The 20420-nt window shown below is 64.3% G+C and carries 20 protein-coding genes; 5 read left to right on the forward strand and 15 right to left on the reverse strand.

Annotation, left to right across the window (positions count from 1 at the left end; translation table 11 throughout):
* Positions 1–107: 107 nt before the first annotated feature.
* From NLM15_RS24575 to NLM15_RS24590, 4 genes are all read left to right on the forward strand, one after another.
* Positions 108–317 carry a hypothetical protein gene (locus NLM15_RS24575; protein WP_254120025.1) on the forward strand — a complete coding sequence of 70 codons (210 nt, stop codon included), beginning with the start codon at positions 108–110 and terminating at the stop codon, positions 315–317.
* A 337-nt stretch (positions 318–654) separates the two neighbouring features.
* The gene (locus NLM15_RS24580; protein WP_254120026.1) at positions 655–1041 is read left to right on the forward strand and encodes a hypothetical protein; all 387 of its coding nucleotides are present in this window, start codon (positions 655–657) and stop codon (positions 1039–1041) included.
* A 105-nt stretch (positions 1042–1146) separates the two neighbouring features.
* Positions 1147–2403 (forward strand): transglycosylase SLT domain-containing protein, encoded by a 1257-nt coding sequence (locus NLM15_RS24585; protein WP_254120027.1) that lies wholly within the window; start codon positions 1147–1149, stop codon positions 2401–2403.
* A 159-nt stretch (positions 2404–2562) separates the two neighbouring features.
* Positions 2563–3105, forward strand: a complete 543-nt coding sequence (locus tag NLM15_RS24590; RefSeq protein WP_254120028.1) for a 2'-5' RNA ligase family protein — start codon at positions 2563–2565, stop codon at positions 3103–3105.
* A 111-nt stretch (positions 3106–3216) separates the two neighbouring features.
* Here the strand turns inward: NLM15_RS24590 and NLM15_RS24595 are convergent, their stop codons facing one another.
* From NLM15_RS24595 to NLM15_RS24620, 6 genes are all read right to left on the reverse strand, one after another.
* A complete protein-coding gene (locus tag NLM15_RS24595) occupies positions 3217–3435 on the reverse strand; it encodes a hypothetical protein (protein WP_254120029.1) in 219 nt (72 codons plus the stop codon).
* Positions 3436–3611: 176 nt separating this feature from the next.
* Positions 3612–4643, reverse strand: coding sequence for an ABC transporter ATP-binding protein (locus NLM15_RS24600; RefSeq protein ID WP_254120030.1), 1032 nt, complete (start codon positions 4641–4643; stop codon positions 3612–3614).
* On the reverse strand, positions 4636–5616 hold the full coding sequence (locus NLM15_RS24605) for an ABC transporter ATP-binding protein (RefSeq protein ID WP_254120031.1): 981 nt from the start codon (positions 5614–5616) through the stop codon (positions 4636–4638). The genes NLM15_RS24600 and NLM15_RS24605 overlap by 8 nt, the downstream gene beginning before the upstream one ends.
* The gene (locus NLM15_RS24610; RefSeq protein WP_254120032.1) at positions 5613–6434 is read right to left on the reverse strand and encodes an ABC transporter permease; all 822 of its coding nucleotides are present in this window, start codon (positions 6432–6434) and stop codon (positions 5613–5615) included. Before NLM15_RS24610 ends, NLM15_RS24605 begins: the two co-directional genes overlap by 4 nt.
* Positions 6431–7354 (reverse strand): ABC transporter permease, encoded by a 924-nt coding sequence (locus NLM15_RS24615; protein ID WP_254124393.1) that lies wholly within the window; start codon positions 7352–7354, stop codon positions 6431–6433. The genes NLM15_RS24610 and NLM15_RS24615 overlap by 4 nt, the downstream gene beginning before the upstream one ends.
* 60 nt (positions 7355–7414) lie before the next feature.
* Positions 7415–9004, reverse strand: coding sequence for an ABC transporter substrate-binding protein (locus tag NLM15_RS24620; RefSeq protein WP_254120033.1), 1590 nt, complete (start codon positions 9002–9004; stop codon positions 7415–7417).
* A 327-nt stretch (positions 9005–9331) separates the two neighbouring features.
* Between NLM15_RS24620 and NLM15_RS24625 the strand changes: the two genes are divergently transcribed.
* A complete protein-coding gene (locus NLM15_RS24625) occupies positions 9332–10153 on the forward strand; it encodes a hypothetical protein (protein WP_254120034.1) in 822 nt (273 codons plus the stop codon).
* 148 nt (positions 10154–10301) lie between these two features.
* On the opposite strand, the gene mtnK is transcribed toward NLM15_RS24625, so the two are convergent.
* The 9 genes from mtnK to nuoL form a co-directional block, all read right to left on the reverse strand.
* Positions 10302–11588, reverse strand: coding sequence for an S-methyl-5-thioribose kinase (mtnK, locus tag NLM15_RS24630; RefSeq protein ID WP_254120035.1), 1287 nt, complete (start codon positions 11586–11588; stop codon positions 10302–10304).
* A gap of 35 nt (positions 11589–11623) precedes the next feature.
* Positions 11624–11971 carry a hypothetical protein gene (locus NLM15_RS24635; protein ID WP_254120036.1) on the reverse strand — a complete coding sequence of 116 codons (348 nt, stop codon included), beginning with the start codon at positions 11969–11971 and terminating at the stop codon, positions 11624–11626.
* Between the two features lie 216 nt (positions 11972–12187).
* A complete protein-coding gene (locus NLM15_RS24640; protein WP_254120037.1) occupies positions 12188–12463 on the reverse strand; it encodes a DUF1467 family protein in 276 nt (91 codons plus the stop codon).
* Between the two features lie 9 nt (positions 12464–12472).
* Positions 12473–12877, reverse strand: coding sequence for a methylmalonyl-CoA epimerase (gene mce, locus NLM15_RS24645; RefSeq protein WP_254120038.1), 405 nt, complete (start codon positions 12875–12877; stop codon positions 12473–12475).
* A 12-nt stretch (positions 12878–12889) separates the two neighbouring features.
* On the reverse strand, positions 12890–14560 hold the full coding sequence (locus tag NLM15_RS24650; RefSeq protein ID WP_254120039.1) for a ribonuclease J: 1671 nt from the start codon (positions 14558–14560) through the stop codon (positions 12890–12892).
* Positions 14560–15366 carry a biotin--[acetyl-CoA-carboxylase] ligase gene (locus NLM15_RS24655; protein ID WP_254120040.1) on the reverse strand — a complete coding sequence of 269 codons (807 nt, stop codon included), beginning with the start codon at positions 15364–15366 and terminating at the stop codon, positions 14560–14562. Before NLM15_RS24655 ends, NLM15_RS24650 begins: the two co-directional genes overlap by 1 nt.
* Before the next feature lies 1 nt (position 15367).
* The gene (gene nuoN / locus NLM15_RS24660) at positions 15368–16804 is read right to left on the reverse strand and encodes an NADH-quinone oxidoreductase subunit NuoN (protein ID WP_254120041.1); all 1437 of its coding nucleotides are present in this window, start codon (positions 16802–16804) and stop codon (positions 15368–15370) included.
* Between the two features lie 22 nt (positions 16805–16826).
* Entirely contained in the window at positions 16827–18335 is a 1509-nt protein-coding gene (locus NLM15_RS24665; protein WP_254120042.1) for an NADH-quinone oxidoreductase subunit M, read from the reverse strand.
* Positions 18336–20414: an NADH-quinone oxidoreductase subunit L gene (gene nuoL, locus NLM15_RS24670; RefSeq protein WP_254120043.1), complete on the reverse strand. Its 2079-nt coding sequence runs from the start codon at positions 20412–20414 to the stop codon at positions 18336–18338.
* Positions 20415–20420: the final 6 nt, after the last annotated feature.

The raw sequence follows: 20420 nt of genomic DNA on the forward strand, positions 1-20420 counted from the left end.
CGACGTTACCGTTATTTCATAACCTTGACGCGATTTAACAAGGCTTTTGAGCGCGGCGCGAATAAACCGCGCGTGCCGGGGGTGTCCTCCAGAAACGAGATGACGCCGTGAAGTTTGACGAGCACGAACGCACAGCGCTGATGGATGCAGGTTTTACCGTCGCCGACAACCGCAAGGCGGCTTACGTCGAAGCCGTCGTAGTGATCGCCGCACACGATGACGAAACCTATTCGCTGACATTCTCCCTGCCGAATGATGCCCGGATCGTGTGCGTTGTCCCACGCGACCAGATCACCGCCGCGATCACGAATAGCTAGGCAGCTCCGCGGAGCCAACTTCAATGAAGCCGACTTTTCCCATGCAAGACCGTGGCTAGCCTTCGCTTTGAGGTCAGCCTAATGGGTCGGAGCGGACTAGATTTGTTCACGCCGAGCTTTTCGGGCCTTGACCCAACGCGGACGTAACCGCTGTGCGCAGGCGGGAACCGAGACCTCCTTCAATGCGACGAAACAAAATCTGCCGGGATGAAACCATTTTCCGGCATTCACGAAGGCATGGTGAAACCGCCGGCCATTAGAAAGCGCCCATAGGAAGCGATGGGCCGGGGGGCGCTGCACAAGTAACGACAATCGCCATGGGGCGAGGGGCGACGCCATGTCACAGATTCGCAAAGCTCTTTTAGGTGCCATCGCGACCGCATTGACGCTCGGTGCCGTGCAGTACGCTTCAGGTCACGACCTCGTAAGCCGCTGGCAGGCGGTCTCCGAACAGGAGAGCCACATCGTCAATCGCGCCGGCAAGGCAGATCATCTCGCCGACCGCAAGCCTTTCGCAGTTCCGACGAAAACGGTTTCTCTGCGCTTGAACGATCTCGCCGATACCTCGATCTTGCTGCGTATTCCGTCTGCGCCGGCCCGCACCACGAAGCCGCCGACGCTGCTGCGGAATCAGAGCCGTAAGCCGACACTTGCCTGCGAGCCTGTGGTCAGCGCGCTCACGGAAGTCGCAAGGCTTCTGCAGCCCGGCCGTTGCGTGACCTGATCGGCTCAATCCTCACCGTTCATACGCAAACGCTAGCCAGCCGGCGAAATTCCTGATGTCCTGATCCCGGTACACGGGCGCCTCGTTTAGCGAGAGTTGCGCGATATGGCGCGCGTCCTGTTCCTCGGCAGGAGGCGCATCACAACCGCAACTTCCAATTTAGGCGATCTTGGCGACGCGGCCGAGACTGGCCGCATCTGCGCCACAAGTGCGCCCCATTGTCATCCCCTCGCCTCCTTAATCTTCGTGCCAAGTCGGGGACATGAATTGGGGGGGACCGCGGCCGCGCGGCTGGCGACCTTGAAGATTTGGCGAGCAAGCTGTATTGTCGGCGCGCTGACAGCGGCTTCGCTTGCCGCGATTGGTCAGATCGCGGTACTGCGCCCAAGCATCGCAACGCCGAATGCAAGAGTGGCTGATGCATTCAGCGGCATTCCGCTGAATGTGACGACGGTCCTGACAAATGCCGGCGCCGCGTTTCCGGCCCCGGCCATCGAGACGAGATTCGACGCAGGATTATCGGCTAATGCGGTCGTTGCGGCGGGATTCAGCGCCGCGGCGCCGGACTCGGTGCCGCCGTCCGATGCAACGACTTCGCAAGGGCCAATGTTGCAGGTCGCCAGCCTTGAGGCAGCGTTGCCCGAGAACTCGGCAACGCTACAGCAGGACCGTCCGCCCGTTGCTTCGCCCAATCCGGGCGAAGGCAAACCGTCGTATCTCAAATACTACGTCTACTCGGAAATTCCGCCACCGGAGAAACCCGCGAAGATCGCCTTGTCGGCGTTGAGGGACGTTCCGCTCGGAACGCCCGTCCAGGAGATCGAACGTGCAGCCGAAGCGTTCGGTGTCGATGTCAATTTCATGAAGGCGGTCGCCAAAATCGAATCCGATTTCAATCCCAAGCAACGCACCGGCTCCTATATCGGCCTGTTCCAGCTGAGCAAGTTTGAGTTCAGCAAATACGGATCGGGCGACATCCTCAATCCTCGCGACAACGCTATGGGGGCCGCCTACAAGTTTCTCAGCGAGGCTGCGCTATTCGAAACAATGGCGCAGAAGAAGCCGACCTTTTCCGACCTCTACCTGATCCACCAGCAGGGCTGGGAAGGAGCCGCCCAACACCTCAGCCGTCCGCAGCGGATTGCCTGGAGGTCGATGTGCGCAACTCGGGAAGGCACGGCGAAGGGCGAGCGATGGTGCAAGCGTGCTATCTGGGGCAACACGCTGCCTGCGGTCAAACGCGAATGGAAGTCGGTCGATAGTCTCACCTCGGGTGCGTTCGTGGCGATGTGGCGGGACCGCGTCGACACGCTCTATGCCCGCTATCCTGTACTAACTGCGGCGGCCGAACGCTCAAGATAGAGCAGCTTGCGACTGCCCACACGCACACCTCTTGGCCCACATTCGTTTCGTCGGCGGTCAGGCTCAACCCAGCCTGCCACCGAGCGGATTGGTCATGACCCATTGCGGACTTCAGAAGCGCAGCTAAAATTCCAAGAACTCCCACAGTCAGGGCGATCGATGGCCATAGCGATCAACGTACGAGCCGATGGAGACTCCTCAAGTGAGGTCGAACGGCTATGGGATCAGGTTGCGGCATTCGAGGACGCCCCCTCGATGCGCACTCTCGGCTACCGGCCACATTTTACGTTCGCAATCTATGACTCGCCTGCAATTGGGGAGGAGACTGCACGGCAAGCGATGTTGCAGGCAGCAACGGGCGAAGCGCAACTCCGCATCGAGTTTAGGCGCGTTCGATGGTTTGAAGGGCCGCCCCTTGTCCTTTGGATGGAGCCTATGGACGATGCAGTCCTCAGGAGGTGGCACGCTTCGGTCAGCGCAGCGATCGACCCGGCCTATTGCCGGCTCCATTATCGGCCGAGGCAATGGACACCTCATTGTACGCTTGGCACTCGCATCATTGATGCAAGGCGCGATGACGCCATCGCCTTCGCGGGCTCGTTCAACCGGAGCATCTCGGTGTTGTTCGACGTTGCGGACTGCGTCGTTTTTCCACCCGTGCGGGTCATTGCAGAACAGAAACTGCCGGCGGGCGAGCCCTAGGCACGAGGGCCGCTCCTGGCCCTTAACGGGACCTATGGACGCTGTAGTAGACTTGTCGGCTGTTGACCCAACAGAGACATTGGCGCGAGGCTTGTGCCCCGCGTTTTGCGTTTACGACCACGGCGGCTCTTCGCTCGTCCCGGCTGCCTCGTGGTTGATCGTGACATGCGCCGAACGCAAGCCGGTCAGCAATACTGTTCTTACAGAGACCGGATCGAAGCCAATATCCTTGGCGTTTGGGGGATGTGCCTCGCTGCCCTTCAATCGGAACGCCAAGTGCAATTGCTCGCAAAGGTGCCGAACGACGAGATTGACCTGATCGTCAGTCATGATCTGCCTTTCCTGCTACCGTTTCGCTACCCAACTAGGTAGCACATATGAAAATGGGGCGGTACGCGATTGGGCCGCCCCTGGGATCAAGCCCACGCGATTGTTCCATGGGCGGGCTCCAGAATCGTTCGCCTGGGCAGACCAGAGGTGACTAGCGGGCACGGTTGCCCTCGTAACTAGGAATGCCCTCCAGTCGAGGCCAACGCCCTCCGACCGGCAATCTCGTCAGCCCGCCAACACCGCACGGCGTGCCCATCGGGTCGCGTTTCAAGCGACGGACCGGGCTCGTGGCGGCACACCGCTTCCGCATAACGACAGCGCGGGCTGAAGGCGCATCCGTTCGGCGGATTGAGCGGGTTGGGAAGATCCCCGCCTGTCGTCGCCAGCGGTGCATGGCGGAGCGGATCGGGGATCGCGGCGATCAGGGCCTGCGTATAGGGGTGCGCCGGCCGTTCGAAGATTTCGCGCCAGTCGCCGTTCTCCACGATGCGGCCGAGATACATGACGGCGACGCGGTCGCTCATGTGCTCGACGACGCCGAGGTCGTGGCTGATCATGATGTAGGAGAGACCGAGCGTGTCCTTCAATTCCAGCAGCAGATTGATGATCTGGGCGCGGATCGAGACGTCGAGCGCCGAGACGGGCTCGTCGCAGATGACGATCTTTGGATTGAGGATCAGCGCGCGTGCAATACCGATGCGCTGGCGCTGGCCGCCGGAGAATTCATGCGGGTAACGGCCCGACTGCTCGGGCCGCAGGCCGACATGCCGCAGCATCGTGGCGACGCGGTCCTCGATCTCGCTCGTGGCGGTGACGCCATGCACACGCAGCGGATCTTCCAGCGTGCGGCGTACGGTCTGGCGCGGATTGAGCGAGGCGTAGGGATCCTGGAACACGATCTGCACCGTGCGGGCCAACGACTTCCGGTCGCCGGATTGCCGGTTGGTCACGACCTGCCCGTCCAGCACGATGCGGCCGCGCGTCGGCGTCAGCAGGCCAAGGATCGACAAGGCGACCGTCGACTTGCCCGAGCCGGACTCGCCGACGAGGCCGAGGCACTCGCCGCGCTTCAGCTTGAGATCGACACCATCGACGGCACGGAGCACCCGCCGGCCGCGGCCCAGCAGGCCGCCGCCCATCGGAAAATGAACCGCCAGATCCTCGACGCTGAGGATGAGATCGTCCGCTCCCCCCAGTGGCTCATGCATGGTGATGACACCTCACCAGGCCGCCTGCCCCCAGCAAATCCGTCTCCGGCACGACTGTCCGGCAGATCTCGGTCGCCTGCGCGCAGCGCGGATTGAACCGGCAGCCATCAGGGAAATGCGTGATCGCCGGGACGACGCCCGCGATCTCCTTGAGCCTGACGCGGCCCAGCGCGGCGCGGCTGCCGAGCCGCGGCAGCGAGGCGACCAGCCCTTGCGTATAGGGGTGCGAGGGGGTGCGGAAAATATCGGCCGAGCCGCGCTCCTCGACGATGCGGCCGGCATACATGACGGCCACGCGGCGGCAGACATTGGCGACGAGGCCAAGATCGTGGGAGATCATCAGGATCGCCGTCCCCCGCTCGGCACACAAATTCCGCATCAGCTCGATGATCTCGGCCTGCACCGTGACGTCGAGCGCCGTGGTCGGCTCGTCCGCGATCAGGAGGTCCGGACCGCAGGCCAGCGCAATGGCGATCATGACGCGCTGGCGCATGCCGCCGGACAGCTGGTGCGGATAATCGTTCACGCGCCGCTCCGGCGCAGGGACACGAACGCTCGCCAAGGCCTCGACCGCCAGCCGGTTGGCCTCCCGCCAGCTCTTGCCCTTGTGCAGCACGAACATCTCGGCGATCTGACGGCCCACGGGCGAGACCGGGTTCAGCGCCGTCATCGGCTCCTGGAAGATCATGGCGATGCGGTTGCCGCGCAGCTCACGCTGCCGGGCAGCGGAAAGATGCTGAATCTCCCGCCCCTCGAACCGGATGACGCCGCCGCCGATCGACAAGGGCGGCCGCAACAGGCCGATCAGGGCCAGCGCCGTGATGCTCTTGCCGCAGCCGGATTCGCCGACAAGGCCGAAGGTCTCGCCGCGATCGATGCGGAACGAAATGCCCTCGGCCGCCGCAACGCGTCTCGTCCCGTCATCGAGATCGATGCGCAAATCCTCGACTTCGATCAGCGGCGTGCCGGTCATGTCCGCCGACTCCGCGATTGCGGATCGAGAATGTCGCGCAGGCCGTCGCCGAGCAGATTGAGGCCGAGCACCGTCAGGAAGATGGCAAGGCCCGGAAACACCGAGAGCCACGGCGCCGTCGTGATCTGCTCGCGGGCGTCCGACAGCATGCTGCCCCAGCTCGGAAAGGGCGGGCGGACGCCGAGGCCGAGGAACGACAATGCGGCTTCGGACAGGACCGCGCTGCCCATGCCGAGCGTGCCGATGACGACGATGGGACCGAGCATGTTCGGCAGCAGCTGCGTGATCATGATCCTGAGATCGCCGTAGCCGAGCACGGTCGCCGCCTGCACATAGCCCTGGCTCCTGAGCGACAGCGCCGAGGCCCGCGCGATCCGGCACGTGAAGGACCAGTTGGTCAGGCCGAGCGCGATCAGCAGGCTCGTCAGACCCGGTCCAAGCACCGCCATGATGGCGAGCGCGAAGATCAGCGAGGGGATCGCGAGCATCAGATTGGTCAGGCCGTTGACGACATCGTCCCACCAGCCGCCCCAATAGCCGGCGCTCAGGCCCAGCGCCACGCCGATGACGCTGTTGATGAGCTGCGAGACGATGCCGACGGTCAGCGAGACGCGCGCGCCATAGACGACGCGGGAATAGATGTCGCGTCCCTGGTCGTCGGTGCCGAACCACCAGGTCCAGCTCGGCGGCTCTTCCGCGTTCATGAGGTTGGCATCGAGGACGGGATCGGTATGCGCCAGCCAGGGCGCGAGCAGGCCGACCAGGATCGCGAGCGCGAACAGCGCGCCACCGATGATGAGATTGGCGCGAAGCTTCATGCGTATCTGATCCTGGGATCGATCACGCCGTAGAGCACGTCGATCAGCAGATTGATCGCGAGAAACGCCAGCACCACCACGAGAATGGAGCCCTGGACGGCGGGAATGTCGCGCTGCAGGACGCTGTCGACGAGCAGCGAGCCGATCCCCGGCCAGGAGAACAGTTTCTCGACCACGACCGCCTGCCCCATCAGCCCGCCGAACTGCAGGCCGACGGTGGTGAGAATGATGACGAGCGCGTTGCGCATCACGTGCCACTTCACGACACGGGTTTCGCTCATGCCCTTGGAGCGCGCAGTGCGGACGAAATCAGCCGTCATGATCTCGAGCACGGCGGCGCGCGTCGTGCGGGCAAACAGCGCCATCGGCGAGACGCCGAGCGTCGCGGCGGGCAGGAGCAGATATTTCAGTCCGCCATCGCCATAGCCGAAGCTCGGCAGCCAGCCGAGCTTCAAGGCAAACAGATACATCAGCACGAGGCCAAGCCAGAATTTGGCAATCGAAAGGCCCGACACCGCCACCACCATTGCGAGCGTGTCGACGATGCCGCCGGGCCTAAGCGCCGCGATGAAGCCAAGCGGCACGCCGATCAGAATCGCAAATGCCATGGCTGCGAAGATGAGCTGCAGCGTCGGCCAAGCCCGTTTCGCGATCATGGTCGTGACGGGTTCGCGGGTCCGGAACGACGTCCCGAAATCACCGGTGACGAGCTTGGCGATGTAGGCTCCGAAACGCACATAGACGGGATCGTCGAGGCCGAGCTGCTTCTTCATGCGCAGCTCGACCTGCGGATCGCTGTCGTCGCTCATGGACGAGACGATGCTGCCGGGAACGACGCTGAACAGCACGAACACCAGCAGCACGACGGCGAGCACGGTCGGAATGGTCTGCAGCAGGCGACGGAACAGGAACGAGAGCATCGGCACTTTTCCTCTCCCCCTCCATCGCAGGTCGCGATGGAGGGAGCGCGAGAGCGCATGTCACTTCGCGGGCGAGGTCTCGTCGACCCAGAGGTCTTCCACGTTCTGATGGGTCAGCTCGGTCGCGTTCAGCTGAACGCCCTTGAGCCACGGCTGCACGGCCATGACCGCCTTGTTGTAGTTGAAGAACCAGACCGGCGCCTCCTCGTAGAGCAGCGCATTGGCCTTTTGCAGCAGTTCGGTGCGCTTGGCGGCGTCGTCGGCCTGCCCTGCCGCATCGATCAGCTTGTCGAAGTCGGGATTCTTGTAGTTCATGTAGTTGCAGGCCGGCTGCGGCGTCGACGAGTGGAAGCATTTGAGCGCGGCCTGGGGATCAGGGCCGGTCGCCTGGGAATAGATGAAGGCCTGGTAGTCGCCGCTGCGCACCACCTCCGCCAGCACCGCGGTTTCGACCTGCTTGACCTTGGCCTTGATGCCGACCTTGTCCAGCATCGGGATGACGGCCGAGACGATCGGCAGGCCCCAGCTTTCATTCTGGCTGGTGGTCCATTCGAACTCGAAGCCCTGGGGATAGCCGGCCTCGCTAAGCAGCTGCTTGGCCTTGGCCGGATCGTAAGGGTACGGCTTCATGGCCTTGTCGTAGGCCGGCGAGGTCAGCGGCAGCCAGCTGGTGGCGCGATAGGCCTTGCCCTTGACCAGCTTGCTGATGATCAGGTCGGTATCGATCGCGTAGTTGATCGCCTGCCGGACGCGCTTGTCGGTGAACGGCTTGAACGAGGGATTCATCCCCATGTAGCGCGTGAAGACCTCGGCGACTTCGACGATGGTGCCCTTGAGGGCGGCGTCGGACTGATAGGCGACGTATTGCGCTGGCCCGAGCACCGAGGTGTCGATTTCCTTGTTGCGGAAGGCAACATCGCGTGCCGCAGCCTCGGCCATGATCGACACGATGACCTTGTCGGCGTAGGGCTTGCCCGGCTTGTAGAACCGGTCCCAGCGCTCCAGCACGATGCGCGATCCCGGCACGTGCTCGACGAACTTGAACGGCCCGAGGCCGATCGGCTTCTGGATGAAGCTATCCTTGGCGGCCTCGTCGGCGGGATAGATCGAGGTCAGCGCGGTGAAGAAGTAGAAGCCGGGGTCGACCTTCTCGGTCAGCTTCATCTCAACGGTGAAATCGTCGATCTTCTTCAGCCCGGAGATCTCCTTGGCCTGCCCCTTCTCGACCGCGGCCGCGCCCTCGATCACGCGGACAAAGCGCGCGCCGGGATAGGCCTTGGTGCCGTCCATGATGCGGTTGTAGGACCAGATGACGTCGTCGGCCGTCATCTTGCGGCCGTTGTGGAAATAGGCATCGTCGCGCAGCTTGAAGGTGTGAACGAGGCCTCCGCCCGAAACGACGTCCTCCTTGGCAAGCTCCAGGACCGGCTTACCCTCCGCCGAATTCCAGATGTAGAGCGAGCGATGCAGGGCCTTGGCGTAGATCTCGTCCTGGGCGCGCTGCGTGGTGTGAATGTCCAGGCTGGTGAAACTCGACCCATAGGGCGCGGTCATGCGGATGGTTCCGCCCTTGCGCGGCGTCTGGGCCTCCGCCGTGGCGGCGAGCGCCAGTGCCATCCCCGCAACGATCGCAATCATCCTGAACATCATGTGTCCCCCAACAACGCAGGTGTATTCCGACAAGAGATTTGATCATTCGTCGCCTGTCGAAAGCAAGCTTCGTTTTTGATGGCGACCAATGTCGGTTCCGGAAGCCGGCCCTTCGACGAGAGGACCTCGGGCCAGGTTGCATCCCCCGGCGATGCAAGCCGCCTGATGACGCGGTGCGTCATCGAGGGACCAGAGCAGTGAACATTTTTCGCGATCGTCGCGACCAAGCTCAGGATCGCTATCTGAGCGCCAAGGATCGCGTAAAAAATGCAACGCCGAACGCTATGTGCCCTGCTCGTCGGCAGTCTGCTCGTCGCGACGGCTGCGATGGCGATCCCCGTGACGCCGGACCCTGCCCGGATCAGCTCCGCGGACAGCATCCGTCTCGGCTGGCAACGCACTTCAGGAACGACCTATGTCGACCAAACCTGGTGGGCGGTCAGAGACCGTTGCTCCGCGGACACTCTCGGCGAGCGCCTGCTGTGCGATGCCGTTGCGGTGCTGGCACGGGCAACAAGCCGGACCTTCGAAGGCAAAATGTCCGACGACGAGGGTTTGCCGCTCCCCGACGGGTGGAGCCTGATGACCGCCAAGAACTCGCCCTTCATCCGGTCCGCCCACGTCGAGACGCCGCGCGATCTCAGGGACGTGCTCGGCTTCTATCGCGCCGCACTCGACGACCGTGGCTGGACCGAGATTGACGGCGCGGCAGTCGAGCCCGATCGGGCCGTGATCGGCTTCACCACGGCCGACGGACCAGCGTCGCTCCGGCTCACCCGTCAGGACAACAAGACAATCGCCGACCTTTCGCTGCGCAAGCGGATGGTGGCGACGGCCGGCCTTCTGCCGAAGCCGGGGCAATCGCGACTGTTGCTCGGCAATCAGACGGATGATGCGGCCGATATCACCGTCGACGAACTGACGATCAACCTGCCGGCGCACGCCGGCGAAAAGCTGGCCTACTCGGACCACGTCGCAGGCGAGTTACCTGATAGGCAGAAGATCGACTTGCCGCCGGGCAAGTACAGGGTCACCCTCAAGGTCGGGGGCGGCGCGGCCGAGAGGCGGGAGCTCGAGATCGCGGCCAACGAGACCTGGGGTCTGCTGGTCGGCCCGGATGGCGCGCCGCTTCCGATGCGGTTGTATTGATGAAGCCTCACGACGATCTCTCTCCTCGTCATTGCGAGCGCAGCGAAGCAATCCAGACTGTCGCCGCAGAGACAGACTGGATTGCTTCGTCGCAAGAGCTCCTCGCAATGACGGAGCGCGGAGGCGCGCTCCTCATCATGAGGCTCTGTTAGCCTGACAATTCCGGCATCCAGTCCCGCAGTTTTCGCGCGGCGCCTATGACGTCGGCGATCGTCCGAAACGCCGCCGCCTCCACCATCATCGCCCGCGCGAGCCGTACGGCGCGGGCTTCGCTGATCGCGCGCTTCTTCGGGTCCTCGATCAGCTCGAAGTCGATATTGTGGGCGAGACCGAAGATGCGGCGGATGGTCTTGGCGGAGGCGAAGCCGACGGTGTCGGTGAACAAGCGCTGCATATAGGCTTGCCGCTCTGCCTCGAGGCGCAGGGCGCCCTTGTCGCCGGCGAAGAGCGAGACCGGATAGGCATCCCCCGCCGCGCCGGCGCGCCAGAGGTCGAGGAATTTTCGGGCGAACTCGCTCCAGACCTTGTCAACCGCCTCCAGCACCCAGCCCTCGAACGCCTGCCGCCCGCCCGGCGTGCGCTCGTGGCCGGCGGAGGCGAAATAGGCCATCAGCAGGTTGGCGAGCACGGCGCCGACGTCGAACCCCATCGGGCCGTAGAACGCGAATTCGGGGTCGATCACCCGCGTCTGGCTGTCGGTGACCATGATCGAGCCGGTGTGGAGATCGCCGTGGAGCAGCGCCTCCGGGCTTGCCATGAATTTCAGCTTCAGCCGGGAGATGGCGACGTGCAGCTCCATGTCCTCGCGCAAGGCGGCGGCCAAACCGTCGAGATACGGCGCGGTCCAGCGGTTCTGTTCGGCGATGCGGTAGGGATCGGTGAAGATCAGATCCTCGGTGATCTTGCAGAGCGCATGGTTGCCGGCGAAGGCGGCGATGCCCCCCTTTTTCTCGGCGGCGGAGAGCGCGAGGTCGGAGGTGAAGAACAGGGTCCGCGCCATGAAGGTCGTGATGTCGTCCACAAAGCGCGGATATTGCGTTGCGGCGACCATCCCCTTGCGCATGATGATGTGGGGCTCGAGCAGCTCCATCACCGTCAGCGCCAATGTCTCGTTGTGGTGCAGCAGGGCCGGCACGAGGCCGGGCGCGAGCTGGGCCTGCCGGGATAATGCCAGATACTCGTAATGCGCCCGCGAGAGCGGCAGCGGCCAGCTCTCGCCGACGAGGCGAACGTAAGGCAGCGCCTGCTTCACGGCGACGCCGCCGCGCGCGCCCCTGACGATGAAGACGAGGTTGAGATTGCCGTCGCCGACCTCGGTGATCTCCCAGGCGGCCGGCTCGCCGCCGAGCAGCGCCAGAAGGTCAGGAATACCTGCGAGATAATCCCGCAAGTCGGCCTCATGCAGAATCCGGTAGTCCCCCGCCTGCTGCGACATGACGATCCCATCCCATGCTTGGCATGGCCGGATCGTTACTCCCGCTCCAGGAAGCTCGAGCCGATCTCGGCCTTTCTTTTGATTGGATCGTAATCACAATAAACGAGATCCGCCACCAGCGTGTAGCTGGCGCTGACGGTGTATTTGTCCAGCTTGACCGAGTTGAGCCCGATCACCGAAGTGCTCTTGCCGCCGTTCCATTTGAACGGCGTCGAGCTCTTGGCCTGCTCGCAGGCCGCGACGGCCTCGTTGAAGACATAGCCCTCGACGAACGCCTTCAGCGTTCGCACCTGCACCGCCATCTTCCACTCGAAATAGCCGATGGCGCCGAGACCGGCGACGATCAGCACCAGAAGCGCGATCACGATCCTCTGAAAAGTCATTCGTCCCCCCAAAAACAATGAAGCAAGCGCAAAACCCTAAGCACGTGATGAGATGAAGCAAGCGCCTCGTCCTTCGAGACGACCGCTTCGCGGTCTCCTCAGGATGAGGCTAACGGACAACGGTGCCCGTTAAAACTGCTGCCGCGCGCTCTGTCCTCATCCTGAGGAGCCCGCCGAAGGCGGGCGTCTCGAAGGATGGGCCCCACGACGATCGACCTAAAAAGGCATTCCCATCATCTTCGACAGGCGCTCGATCGAGAGATAGCCGGCGTGGTAGGCGGCGAGGCCGAGGCCGTAGATGATCGCCGAGATGATCGTGGTCCAGATCAGCTTGCGTCCCATCCGCGTCAGGATCGGCGCGCCGGGGTCGGTGCCGGGCGCGCCCACGCCGTCCTCGTGCTGGCTGCGCACGCCGAACGGCAGCGTCAGGAACAGCGCGATCCACCAGATGACGAAGTAGATCGCGATCGCGGTCGAAATCTGGATCGCCATGGCCGGGCCTTACGCCTGCTCGATTTCGACCAGCGCGCCGGAAAAATCCTTCGGATGCAGGAACAGCACCGGCTTGCCGTGGGCGCCGATCTTCGGCACGCCGTCGCCGAGCACCCGGGCGCCCTCCTTCACCAGCGTGTCGCGCGAAGCGATGATGTCGACGACCTCGTAGCAGACATGGTGGATGCCGCCGTCGGCATTGCGCTCGAGGAACTTCGCGATCGGCGAGGCCTCGCCGAGCGGCTCGATGAACTCGATCTTGGTGTTGGGCAGCGTCGCGAACACGGTGGTGACGCCATGCTCGGGCAGCGCCACCGCCTCCGAGATCTTAGCCCCGAACGCCGCACCGTAGATCTTGGCGGCCTTGATCGCGTCCTTGGTCGCGATCGCGACATGGTTGAGCCGGCCCAGCATGTTTCTCTCCCCTTACACTGTCAGCACATGTACCAGACAGGGGGGCTTTTTACCCCAATGTTCGTTGATCACCGCGCGGACAGCGCGTCGCACCGACTCGCCCAGTGCATCCGGATCGCGGCGGCGCGCTTTCGGCAGGCCCTCGATGGTGGAGACCACGGCGTCGAAGACGAGGTCGTCGAAGGGCTCGCCGGCCCTGTTCTTCTCGGGGATGCCGACCAGATCGACCTCGGGATCGTCGGCAAGCTCGCCCTGCTCCGTCATCGCGACCGCGACGAAGGCGCAGCCGGAGTAGGCCATGCGGCGGCGCTCGACCACGGCGCGGGATTTGGAGTCCTCCAAAATCGTGCCGTCCTTGTAGAGACGGCCGGAGGGCACTTCGCCGATGATGCCGGGATCGCCCGGGCCGAGCTTGATCAGGTCGCCATTGCGAACGACCAGGACGCGCGGCACGCCGGCGGCGCGGGCGAGCTTGGCGTGCTCGTTGAGGTGCAGGGCCTCGCCATGAACGGGGATCAGGAGTTGCGGCTTCACCCAGGAGATCAGGTCGCGCAGCTCGTCGCGGCGGGGATGACCGGAGACGTGGACCAGATGGTCGCGGTCGGTGATGATTTCGACGCCCTGAAGCACCAGATTGTTGATGATCGAGCCGACGGCCTTCTCGTTGCCCGGGATGGTGCGCGAGGAGAAGATGACGCTGTCGCCGCGGTTGAGCGTGATCTCGGGATGGTCGTCATTGGCGATCCGCGCCAGCGCCGCGCGCGGCTCGCCCTGGCTGCCGGTGCACAGCGCCAGCACCTTGTCCTGCGGAAGATGGCCGTAGACCTCGGGCGAGCGGAAATTCTGCACGCCGTCGAGATAACCGGTCTCGCGTGCGACCTGCACGACGCGCTCCATGGCGCGGCCGACCACGACGACCTCGCGGTCGGCGGCTTTCGCGGCGTCGGCGACGGCCTTGATGCGGGCGACGTTGGAAGCGAAGGTCGTCACCGCGACGCGGCCCTTGGCGGCCTTCACCAGATCGATGATGGTCCGCGCGACCTCGGCCTCGGACGGCGAGCGGCCGTCACGCACGGCGTTGGTGGAATCGCCGATCAGGGCGAGCACGCCCTCCTCGCCGAGTTCGCGCAGCCGCTTCTCGTCGGTCGGCTGCCCCAGCGTCGGGGTCGGGTCGATCTTCCAGTCGCCGGTGTGCAGCACGATGCCGGCCGCGGTGTGGATCGCCAGCGCGTGCGCTTCCGGAATCGAATGCGCGACGGGAATGAACTCGACGTTGAACGGGCCGATATCGACGCGCCCGCCTGACGGCACCACCGTCACCGGGATCTTCGGCGCATTGCGCTCGGCGGCGCATTTGGCCTCGAACAGCGCCGCGCTGAACTGCGTGGCATAGATCGGGCATTTCAGCGTCGGCCAGAGGTCGATGATGGCGCCGAAATGGTCCTCATGGGCGTGGGTGAGCACCAGGCCCATCAGGTTCTTGCGTTCCTTTTCCAGGAAGCTGATGTCGGGCATGATCAGGTCGATGCCCGGCAGATGCTCCTCGTCGCCGAAGGAGACGCCGAGATCGACCGCCAGCCAGGCGCGCTGCTGGCGGTTGCCGAGGCCGTAGATCGACAAGTTCATGCCGATCTCGCCGACGCCGCCGAGCGGCGCAAAGACCAGTTCGTCAGGCTTCGCCATCACGCAGCTCCCACGGAGGCGACAGGGCCAAAGAACACCTCGCCGGCCGCAACCGGCACGCGCCGGCCCTCCGCGGTGCGGACGATCAGGCAGCCGGTGTCGTCGATAGTGTCGAAAATGCCTTCCAGCGTCATCGTTCCCGTGTTGATCGCGACCCGCTCGCCGAGGCCGGCGGCGCGCTCCAGCCACAGCTTGCGGATCTCGGCGAAGCCGCGGCCATTGTCCCAGATGCCGCGGAATTCCACCCAGGCATCTGACAACGCCGAGAACAGCTCCTCCGCGCTGATCTGGACGCCGAGCGCGGCCAGCGACACCGCGGGCGTCGGCGTGCCCTCGGGCGCCGCTACGACGTTGGTGCCCATGCCGACGACCACGGCCAGGCGGTCGCCGATGGCTTCGGCCTCGAGGCCGATGCCGACCAGCTTCTTGCCGCCGGCGAGCACGTCGTTCGGCCATTTCAGGGCATAGCGGGGCCGGCCCTCGCCGAGGCGCAGCGCGGCCTCCAGGCTGACCTTCTCCAGGGCGGCCTCCTCGGCCAGCCCCGCCGCAAAACCGATTGTGGCGGCGACCGCAGGCGCTATGTCCAGGATCTCGAGAACGCTGGCTGCGAGATTGCCCTTTGGCGCGATCCAGGCACGCTGACGCCGGCCGCGGCCGGCGGTCTGCTCTGTCGTGACGAACCACATCGGGCCGCGTTCGCCGCGCCTCGCGTGCTCGATCGCCTCGGTATTGGTCGAGCCGGTCCGTTCGAAGGCGGCGAGCTTGTAGCCCGCCGACTGTGCGCGAGGACCGAGCGCGAATCCCATCCTAGAACAGCGACTTGGCCGCCGCGGAGGCGACGCTCACCACGGGACCTGCGAACAGCGCGAACAGGATGGTGAACAGGCCCGCAACCGCCAGCACCGTCTTCACTTCGACGCGCATCGGATCGACCTGGCCGGCCGGCTCGTCGAAATACATCGTCTTGACGATGGCGAGGTAGTAGTAGGCGCCCACGACGCTGGAGAGCACGCCGACCACGGCGAGCGTGAACAGGTTCGCCTTGATGGCGGCGACGAAGACGTACCATTTGGCGAAGAAGCCGGCGAGCGGCGGGATGCCCGCGAGCGAGAACAGCAGCATCGCGAACATGAAGGCGAGCAGCGGGTTGGTCCGCGAGAGACCCGCGAAATCCCTGATCTGCTCGACCGGCTGGCCGTTGCGCTTCATGGCGAGGATGACCGAGAACGAGCCAAGCGTCATCGCGACATAGATCACGATGTACATCAGGACGCCCTGCGCGCCCTCGACCGTGCCGGAGGCAAGGCCGACCAGCGCAAAGCCCATGTGGCCGATCGAGGAATACGCCATCAGGCGCTTGATGTTGCTCTGGCCGATCGCGGCGAAGGAGCCCAGCGCCATCGAGGCGATCGCCACGAACACCAGGATCTGCTGCCACTGCGAGACGATGCCCGGGAATGCGGTCAGCGTGACGCGGGTGAAGACGGCGAGCGCGGCCACTTTCGGCGCCGAGGCGAAGAAGGCGGTCACCGGCGTCGGCGCGCCCTCGTAGACGTCGGGCGTCCACATGTGGAACGGCACGGCCGAGACCTTGAAGCAGAGGCCGGCGAGCAGGAAGACCAGGCCGAACACCAGGCCGACATTCGACACCGTCGCGGCTGCCGCAATGCCGGCGAAGCTGACCGTGCCGGTGAAACCGTAGACCAGCGAAGAGCCGTACAGCAGCATGCCCGAGGACAGCGCGCCGAGCACGAAGTACTTGAGGCCGGCCTCGGTCGACTTGGCGTTGTCGCGGTTCGAGGCCGCCACGACGTAGAGCGCGAGCGACATCAGCTCGAGGCCGAGATAGAGCGAGATCAGGTCGCCGGCCGAGATCAGCACCATCATGCCGAGCGTCGAGAGCAGCACCAGGATCGCATACTCGAAGATCCGGCGCGACGGGTCGGAGAGGAACTCGGTCGACAGCACCAGCGTCACCGCCGAGCCTATCAGGGCCAGGATCTTCATGAAGCGGGCGAAATCGTCGACGATGAAGCTGCCGCCGAAGGTCACCTGCTTACCCGCAGGCACCATGTATTCGAGCACGCCGACCACGACCAGAAGCAGGACCGCCAGCGAGGTCACCGCCTTGGTCGTCTCCTGCCCGCGATAGGCTCCCAGCATCAGAAGCGCCATCGCGCCGACCGCGAGCACGATCTCGGGCAGCACCGGCGCCAGTTGATAACCTGCAGTCTCAAAGCTCATGGCGATATCCTGACCTGCCCGATCACTGGAGCAGTGCGGCGGCCTTCACGGCCGTCACAGCGGTGTTGTAATTGTTGACGAGTTGCTGGACCGAGGCGGCCGACATGTCGAGCACCGGCTTCGGATAGACGCCGAACAGGATCGTCAGCGCGATCAGCGGGAACAGCGTCACGCACTCGCGCAAGGTCAGATCCTTCATGCTCATCAGCGACGGCTTGACCAGCGCACCGAACACGACCTTGCGGTAGAGCCACAGCGCATAGCCCGCCGAAAGGATCACGCCGAAGGTGGCGAAGAACGCGGTCGGGATCGAGACCTTGAAGGTGCCGAGCAGCGTCATGAACTCGCCGACGAAGCCGCTCGTTCCGGGCAGACCGACATTGGCCATGGTGAAGACCATGAAGGTCAGCGCGTAGAGCGGCATCCGGTTGACGAGGCCGCCATAGGCAGCGATCTCGCGGGTGTGCATGCGGTCGTAGACGATGCCGACGCAGAGGAACAGCGCGCCGGAGACGATACCGTGCGAGATCATCTGGAACACGCCGCCGGCGACGCCCTGCATGGTGCCGGCGAAGATGCCCATGGTGACGAAGCCCATATGCGCCACTGACGAATACGCAATCAGCTTCTTCATGTCCTCCTGCATCAGGGCGACCAGCGAGGTATAGATGATGGCGATGGCCGAGAGCGTGAAGACCAGCGGCGCGAAGTCGTGCGAGGCGAGCGGGAACATCGGCAGCGAGAAGCGCAGGAAGCCGTAGCCGCCCATCTTCAGGAGGATCGCGGCGAGAACCACCGAGCCCGCGGTCGGCGCCTCGACGTGCGCGTCGGGCAGCCAGGTGTGCACCGGCCACATCGGCATCTTCACCGCGAACGAGGCGAAGAAGGCGAGCCACGCCCAGGTCTGCAACGACCGCGGCACGGCGGTGTGCATCAGGGTCGGGATGTCGGTGGTGCCGCCGTTCCAGTACAGCGCCATGATGGCGAGCAGCATCAGCACCGAGCCGAGCAGCGTGTAGAGGAAGAACTTGAACGACGCATAGACCCGGCGCGGACCGCCCCAGACGCCGATGATCAGGAACATCGGGATCAGGCCGCCTTCGAAGAACAGGTAGAACAGCACGAGATCGAGCGCCGAGAAGGTGCCGATCATCAGCGTTTCCAGGATCAGGAACGCCATCATGTATTCGCGGACGCGGCTCGTGATCGCCTTCCAGCTCGCGATGATGCAGAACGGCATGATCGCGGTGGTCAGGATCACCAGCGGCAGCGAGATGCCGTCGACGCCCATGTGGTAGGTGATGCCGGTGGCGAGCCAGTTCGCCTTCTCGACGAACTGGAAGTCGGCGCTCGACGGGTCGAAGCGCATCACCAGGATCACCGACACCGCGAAGGTGATCAGCGTGGTCCACAGCGCGATCCAGCGCGCGTTGCGCCGGGCCGCCTCGTCATCGCCGCGGCTGAGATAGACGATCAGCGCGCCGACCAGCGGCAGGAAGGTCGTGACCGATAGGATGGGCCAGGTTGTCATTTACTGGCCTCCAAAGCCGAACATGAACCAGGTGATCAGGCCGGCGGCGCCGATCAGCATGGCGAATGCGTAGTGATAGAGATAGCCGGTCTGGATCTTCACGACGTTGCGGGTGACGTCCAGCACGCGGGCCGAGACACCGTCGGGGCCGAAGCCGTCGATGATGAAGCCGTCGCCCTTCTTCCAGAGCTGATAGCCGATCCACTTCGCCGGACGGACGAAGATGAGGTCGTAGAGCTCGTCGAAGTACCATTTGTTGAGCAGGAACTGGTACAGCATCGGATGCTCTGCGGCGAGCCGAACGGGGATGTAGGGCCGGCGGATGTAGAACAGGTACGAGACGAGGAAGCCCAGCACCATCATCACCGTCGGCAGGAAGGCGATGGTCTCGGGGATGTGGTGCATCTCCTCGATGATGTGCGGGTTCATCTTCACGGACTCGCGGAAGAACTCCTCGACGCCGTGACCGGCGAACAGCTCCTTGAACGGCAGACCCGCGACGAAGGAGCCGACCGCGAGCACGCCGATCGGGATCAGGATCCAGAGCGGAGCCTCGTGCGCGGCTTCGTAATGATGCTCGTCGTGCGGCTCACCGTGGAAGGTCTTGAAGATCAGGCGCCAGGAGTAGAACGAGGTCAGGCCGGCGGCGACGACCGTCATCAGGAAGCCGTACATCGCGAACGGATTGTGCGAGGCATAGGCGGACTCGATGATCGCGTCCTTGGAGAAGTAGCCGGCGGTAAGCGGGAATCCGGTGAGCGCGAGCGTGCCGACCACCATCACCGCGTAGGTGTAGGGGATCTTGCGCCAGAGGCCGCCCATGTTGCGGATATCCTGCTCGTGGTGCATCGCGTAGATCACCGAGCCGGAACCCAAGAACAGCAGCGCCTTGAAGAAGGCGTGCGTGAACAGGTGGAACATGCCGACCGAATAGGCCCCTGCTCCCATCGCCACGAACATGTAGCCGAGCTGCGAACAGGTCGAGTAGGCGACGATGCGCTTGATGTCGTTCTGGACGAGGCCGATGGTCGCCGCGAAGAACGCGGTGGTGGCGCCGAAGAACATCACGACGGCCTGCGCGGTCGGCGCGAGCTCGAACAGCGGCGACAGGCGCGCCACCATGAACACGCCGGCGGTGACCATGGTCGCGGCATGGATCAGCGCCGACACCGGGGTCGGGCCTTCCATCGCATCCGGCAACCAGGTGTGCAGCAGGAACTGCGCCGACTTGCCCATCGCGCCCATGAACAGCAGGAGGCAGGTCAGGGTCAGCGCATCGGCGTGCCAGCCGAGGAAGTTGATGGTCTTGCCGGTGAGACCGGGCGCGGCATGGAAGATGGTCTCGAAATCGGTCGAGCCGGCCAGCATGAAGATCGCGAAGATGCCGAGCGCGAAGCCGAAATCGCCGACGCGATTGACCACGAAGGCCTTGATCGCCGCCGCATTCGCCGACGGCTTCTGGTACCAGAAGCCGATCAGCAGGTAGCTCGCCAGACCCACGCCTTCCCAGCCGAAGAACAGCTGGACGAGGTTGTCCGCGGTCACCAGCATCAGCATGGCGAAGGTGAACAGCGAGAGATAGCCGAAGAAGCGCGGCCGGTACGGATCCTCGTCCATATAGCCGATGGAATAGAGGTGCACGAGCGAGGACACGGTCGTGACCACCACCAGCATGACGGCGGTGAGCGTGTCGACCCGCAGCGTCCACCAGACCTGGAGGTCGCCGGAGAAGATAAAGGGCAGCAGCTGGATGCGAGCGTCGTGATGCATGAAGCCGACATCGACCAGCGTCATCCAGGACAGCGCCGCCGCCACGAACAGCAGCCCGGTCGTGATCAGCTCGGCGCCGCGCGAGCCGGCCGCTGCCGGCTCGACCGGACCGTGGCCGTGATCGTCATGCGCGTGATCGTCGTGGCCATGGTCGTCATGGGCCGCCAACGCGTGAGCGTCGCCGTGGCCGTGATCGCCGTGATGCTCGACCTCGTCGCCCGAAGGGTTGCGGCCATGTGCGCCCACGAGCGCGATCAGGCCGGCCAGAATGGCGCCCAGCAGAGGCAGAAAGACAATTGCCTGAACCATGACCGA

Source organism: Bradyrhizobium sp. CCGB20, assembly GCF_024199855.1.
Classification (GTDB): domain Bacteria; phylum Pseudomonadota; class Alphaproteobacteria; order Rhizobiales; family Xanthobacteraceae; genus Bradyrhizobium.

What these genes read in the sequence shown, in the direction of transcription:
- NLM15_RS24635 (WP_254120036.1), bottom strand. Translation starts at nt 11,971, where the DNA reads ATGACTTTTCAGAGGATCGTGATCGCGCTTCTGGTGCTGATCGTCGCC.
- NLM15_RS24600 (WP_254120030.1), bottom strand. Translation starts at nt 4,643, where the DNA reads ATGCATGAGCCACTGGGGGGAGCGGACGATCTCATCCTCAGCGTCGAG.
- NLM15_RS24640 (WP_254120037.1), bottom strand. Translation starts at nt 12,463, where the DNA reads ATGGCGATCCAGATTTCGACCGCGATCGCGATCTACTTCGTCATCTGG.
- NLM15_RS24655 (WP_254120040.1), bottom strand. Translation starts at nt 15,366, where the DNA reads ATGGGATTCGCGCTCGGTCCTCGCGCACAGTCGGCGGGCTACAAGCTC.
- NLM15_RS24610 (WP_254120032.1), bottom strand. Translation starts at nt 6,434, where the DNA reads ATGAAGCTTCGCGCCAATCTCATCATCGGTGGCGCGCTGTTCGCGCTC.
- NLM15_RS24650 (WP_254120039.1), bottom strand. Translation starts at nt 14,560, where the DNA reads ATGGCGAAGCCTGACGAACTGGTCTTTGCGCCGCTCGGCGGCGTCGGC.
- mtnK (WP_254120035.1), bottom strand. Translation starts at nt 11,588, where the DNA reads ATGTCGCAGCAGGCGGGGGACTACCGGATTCTGCATGAGGCCGACTTG.
- NLM15_RS24615 (WP_254124393.1), bottom strand. Translation starts at nt 7,354, where the DNA reads ATGCTCTCGTTCCTGTTCCGTCGCCTGCTGCAGACCATTCCGACCGTG.
- NLM15_RS24665 (WP_254120042.1), bottom strand. Translation starts at nt 18,335, where the DNA reads ATGACAACCTGGCCCATCCTATCGGTCACGACCTTCCTGCCGCTGGTC.
- NLM15_RS24590 (WP_254120028.1), top strand. Translation starts at nt 2,563, where the DNA reads ATGGCCATAGCGATCAACGTACGAGCCGATGGAGACTCCTCAAGTGAG.
- NLM15_RS24620 (WP_254120033.1), bottom strand. Translation starts at nt 9,004, where the DNA reads ATGATGTTCAGGATGATTGCGATCGTTGCGGGGATGGCACTGGCGCTC.
- NLM15_RS24585 (WP_254120027.1), top strand. Translation starts at nt 1,147, where the DNA reads ATGGCGCGCGTCCTGTTCCTCGGCAGGAGGCGCATCACAACCGCAACT.
- NLM15_RS24595 (WP_254120029.1), bottom strand. Translation starts at nt 3,435, where the DNA reads ATGACTGACGATCAGGTCAATCTCGTCGTTCGGCACCTTTGCGAGCAA.
- nuoN (WP_254120041.1), bottom strand. Translation starts at nt 16,804, where the DNA reads ATGAGCTTTGAGACTGCAGGTTATCAACTGGCGCCGGTGCTGCCCGAG.
- nuoL (WP_254120043.1), bottom strand. Translation starts at nt 20,414, where the DNA reads ATGGTTCAGGCAATTGTCTTTCTGCCTCTGCTGGGCGCCATTCTGGCC.
- mce (WP_254120038.1), bottom strand. Translation starts at nt 12,877, where the DNA reads ATGCTGGGCCGGCTCAACCATGTCGCGATCGCGACCAAGGACGCGATC.
- NLM15_RS24580 (WP_254120026.1), top strand. Translation starts at nt 655, where the DNA reads ATGTCACAGATTCGCAAAGCTCTTTTAGGTGCCATCGCGACCGCATTG.
- NLM15_RS24605 (WP_254120031.1), bottom strand. Translation starts at nt 5,616, where the DNA reads ATGACCGGCACGCCGCTGATCGAAGTCGAGGATTTGCGCATCGATCTC.
- NLM15_RS24625 (WP_254120034.1), top strand. Translation starts at nt 9,332, where the DNA reads ATGGCGATCCCCGTGACGCCGGACCCTGCCCGGATCAGCTCCGCGGAC.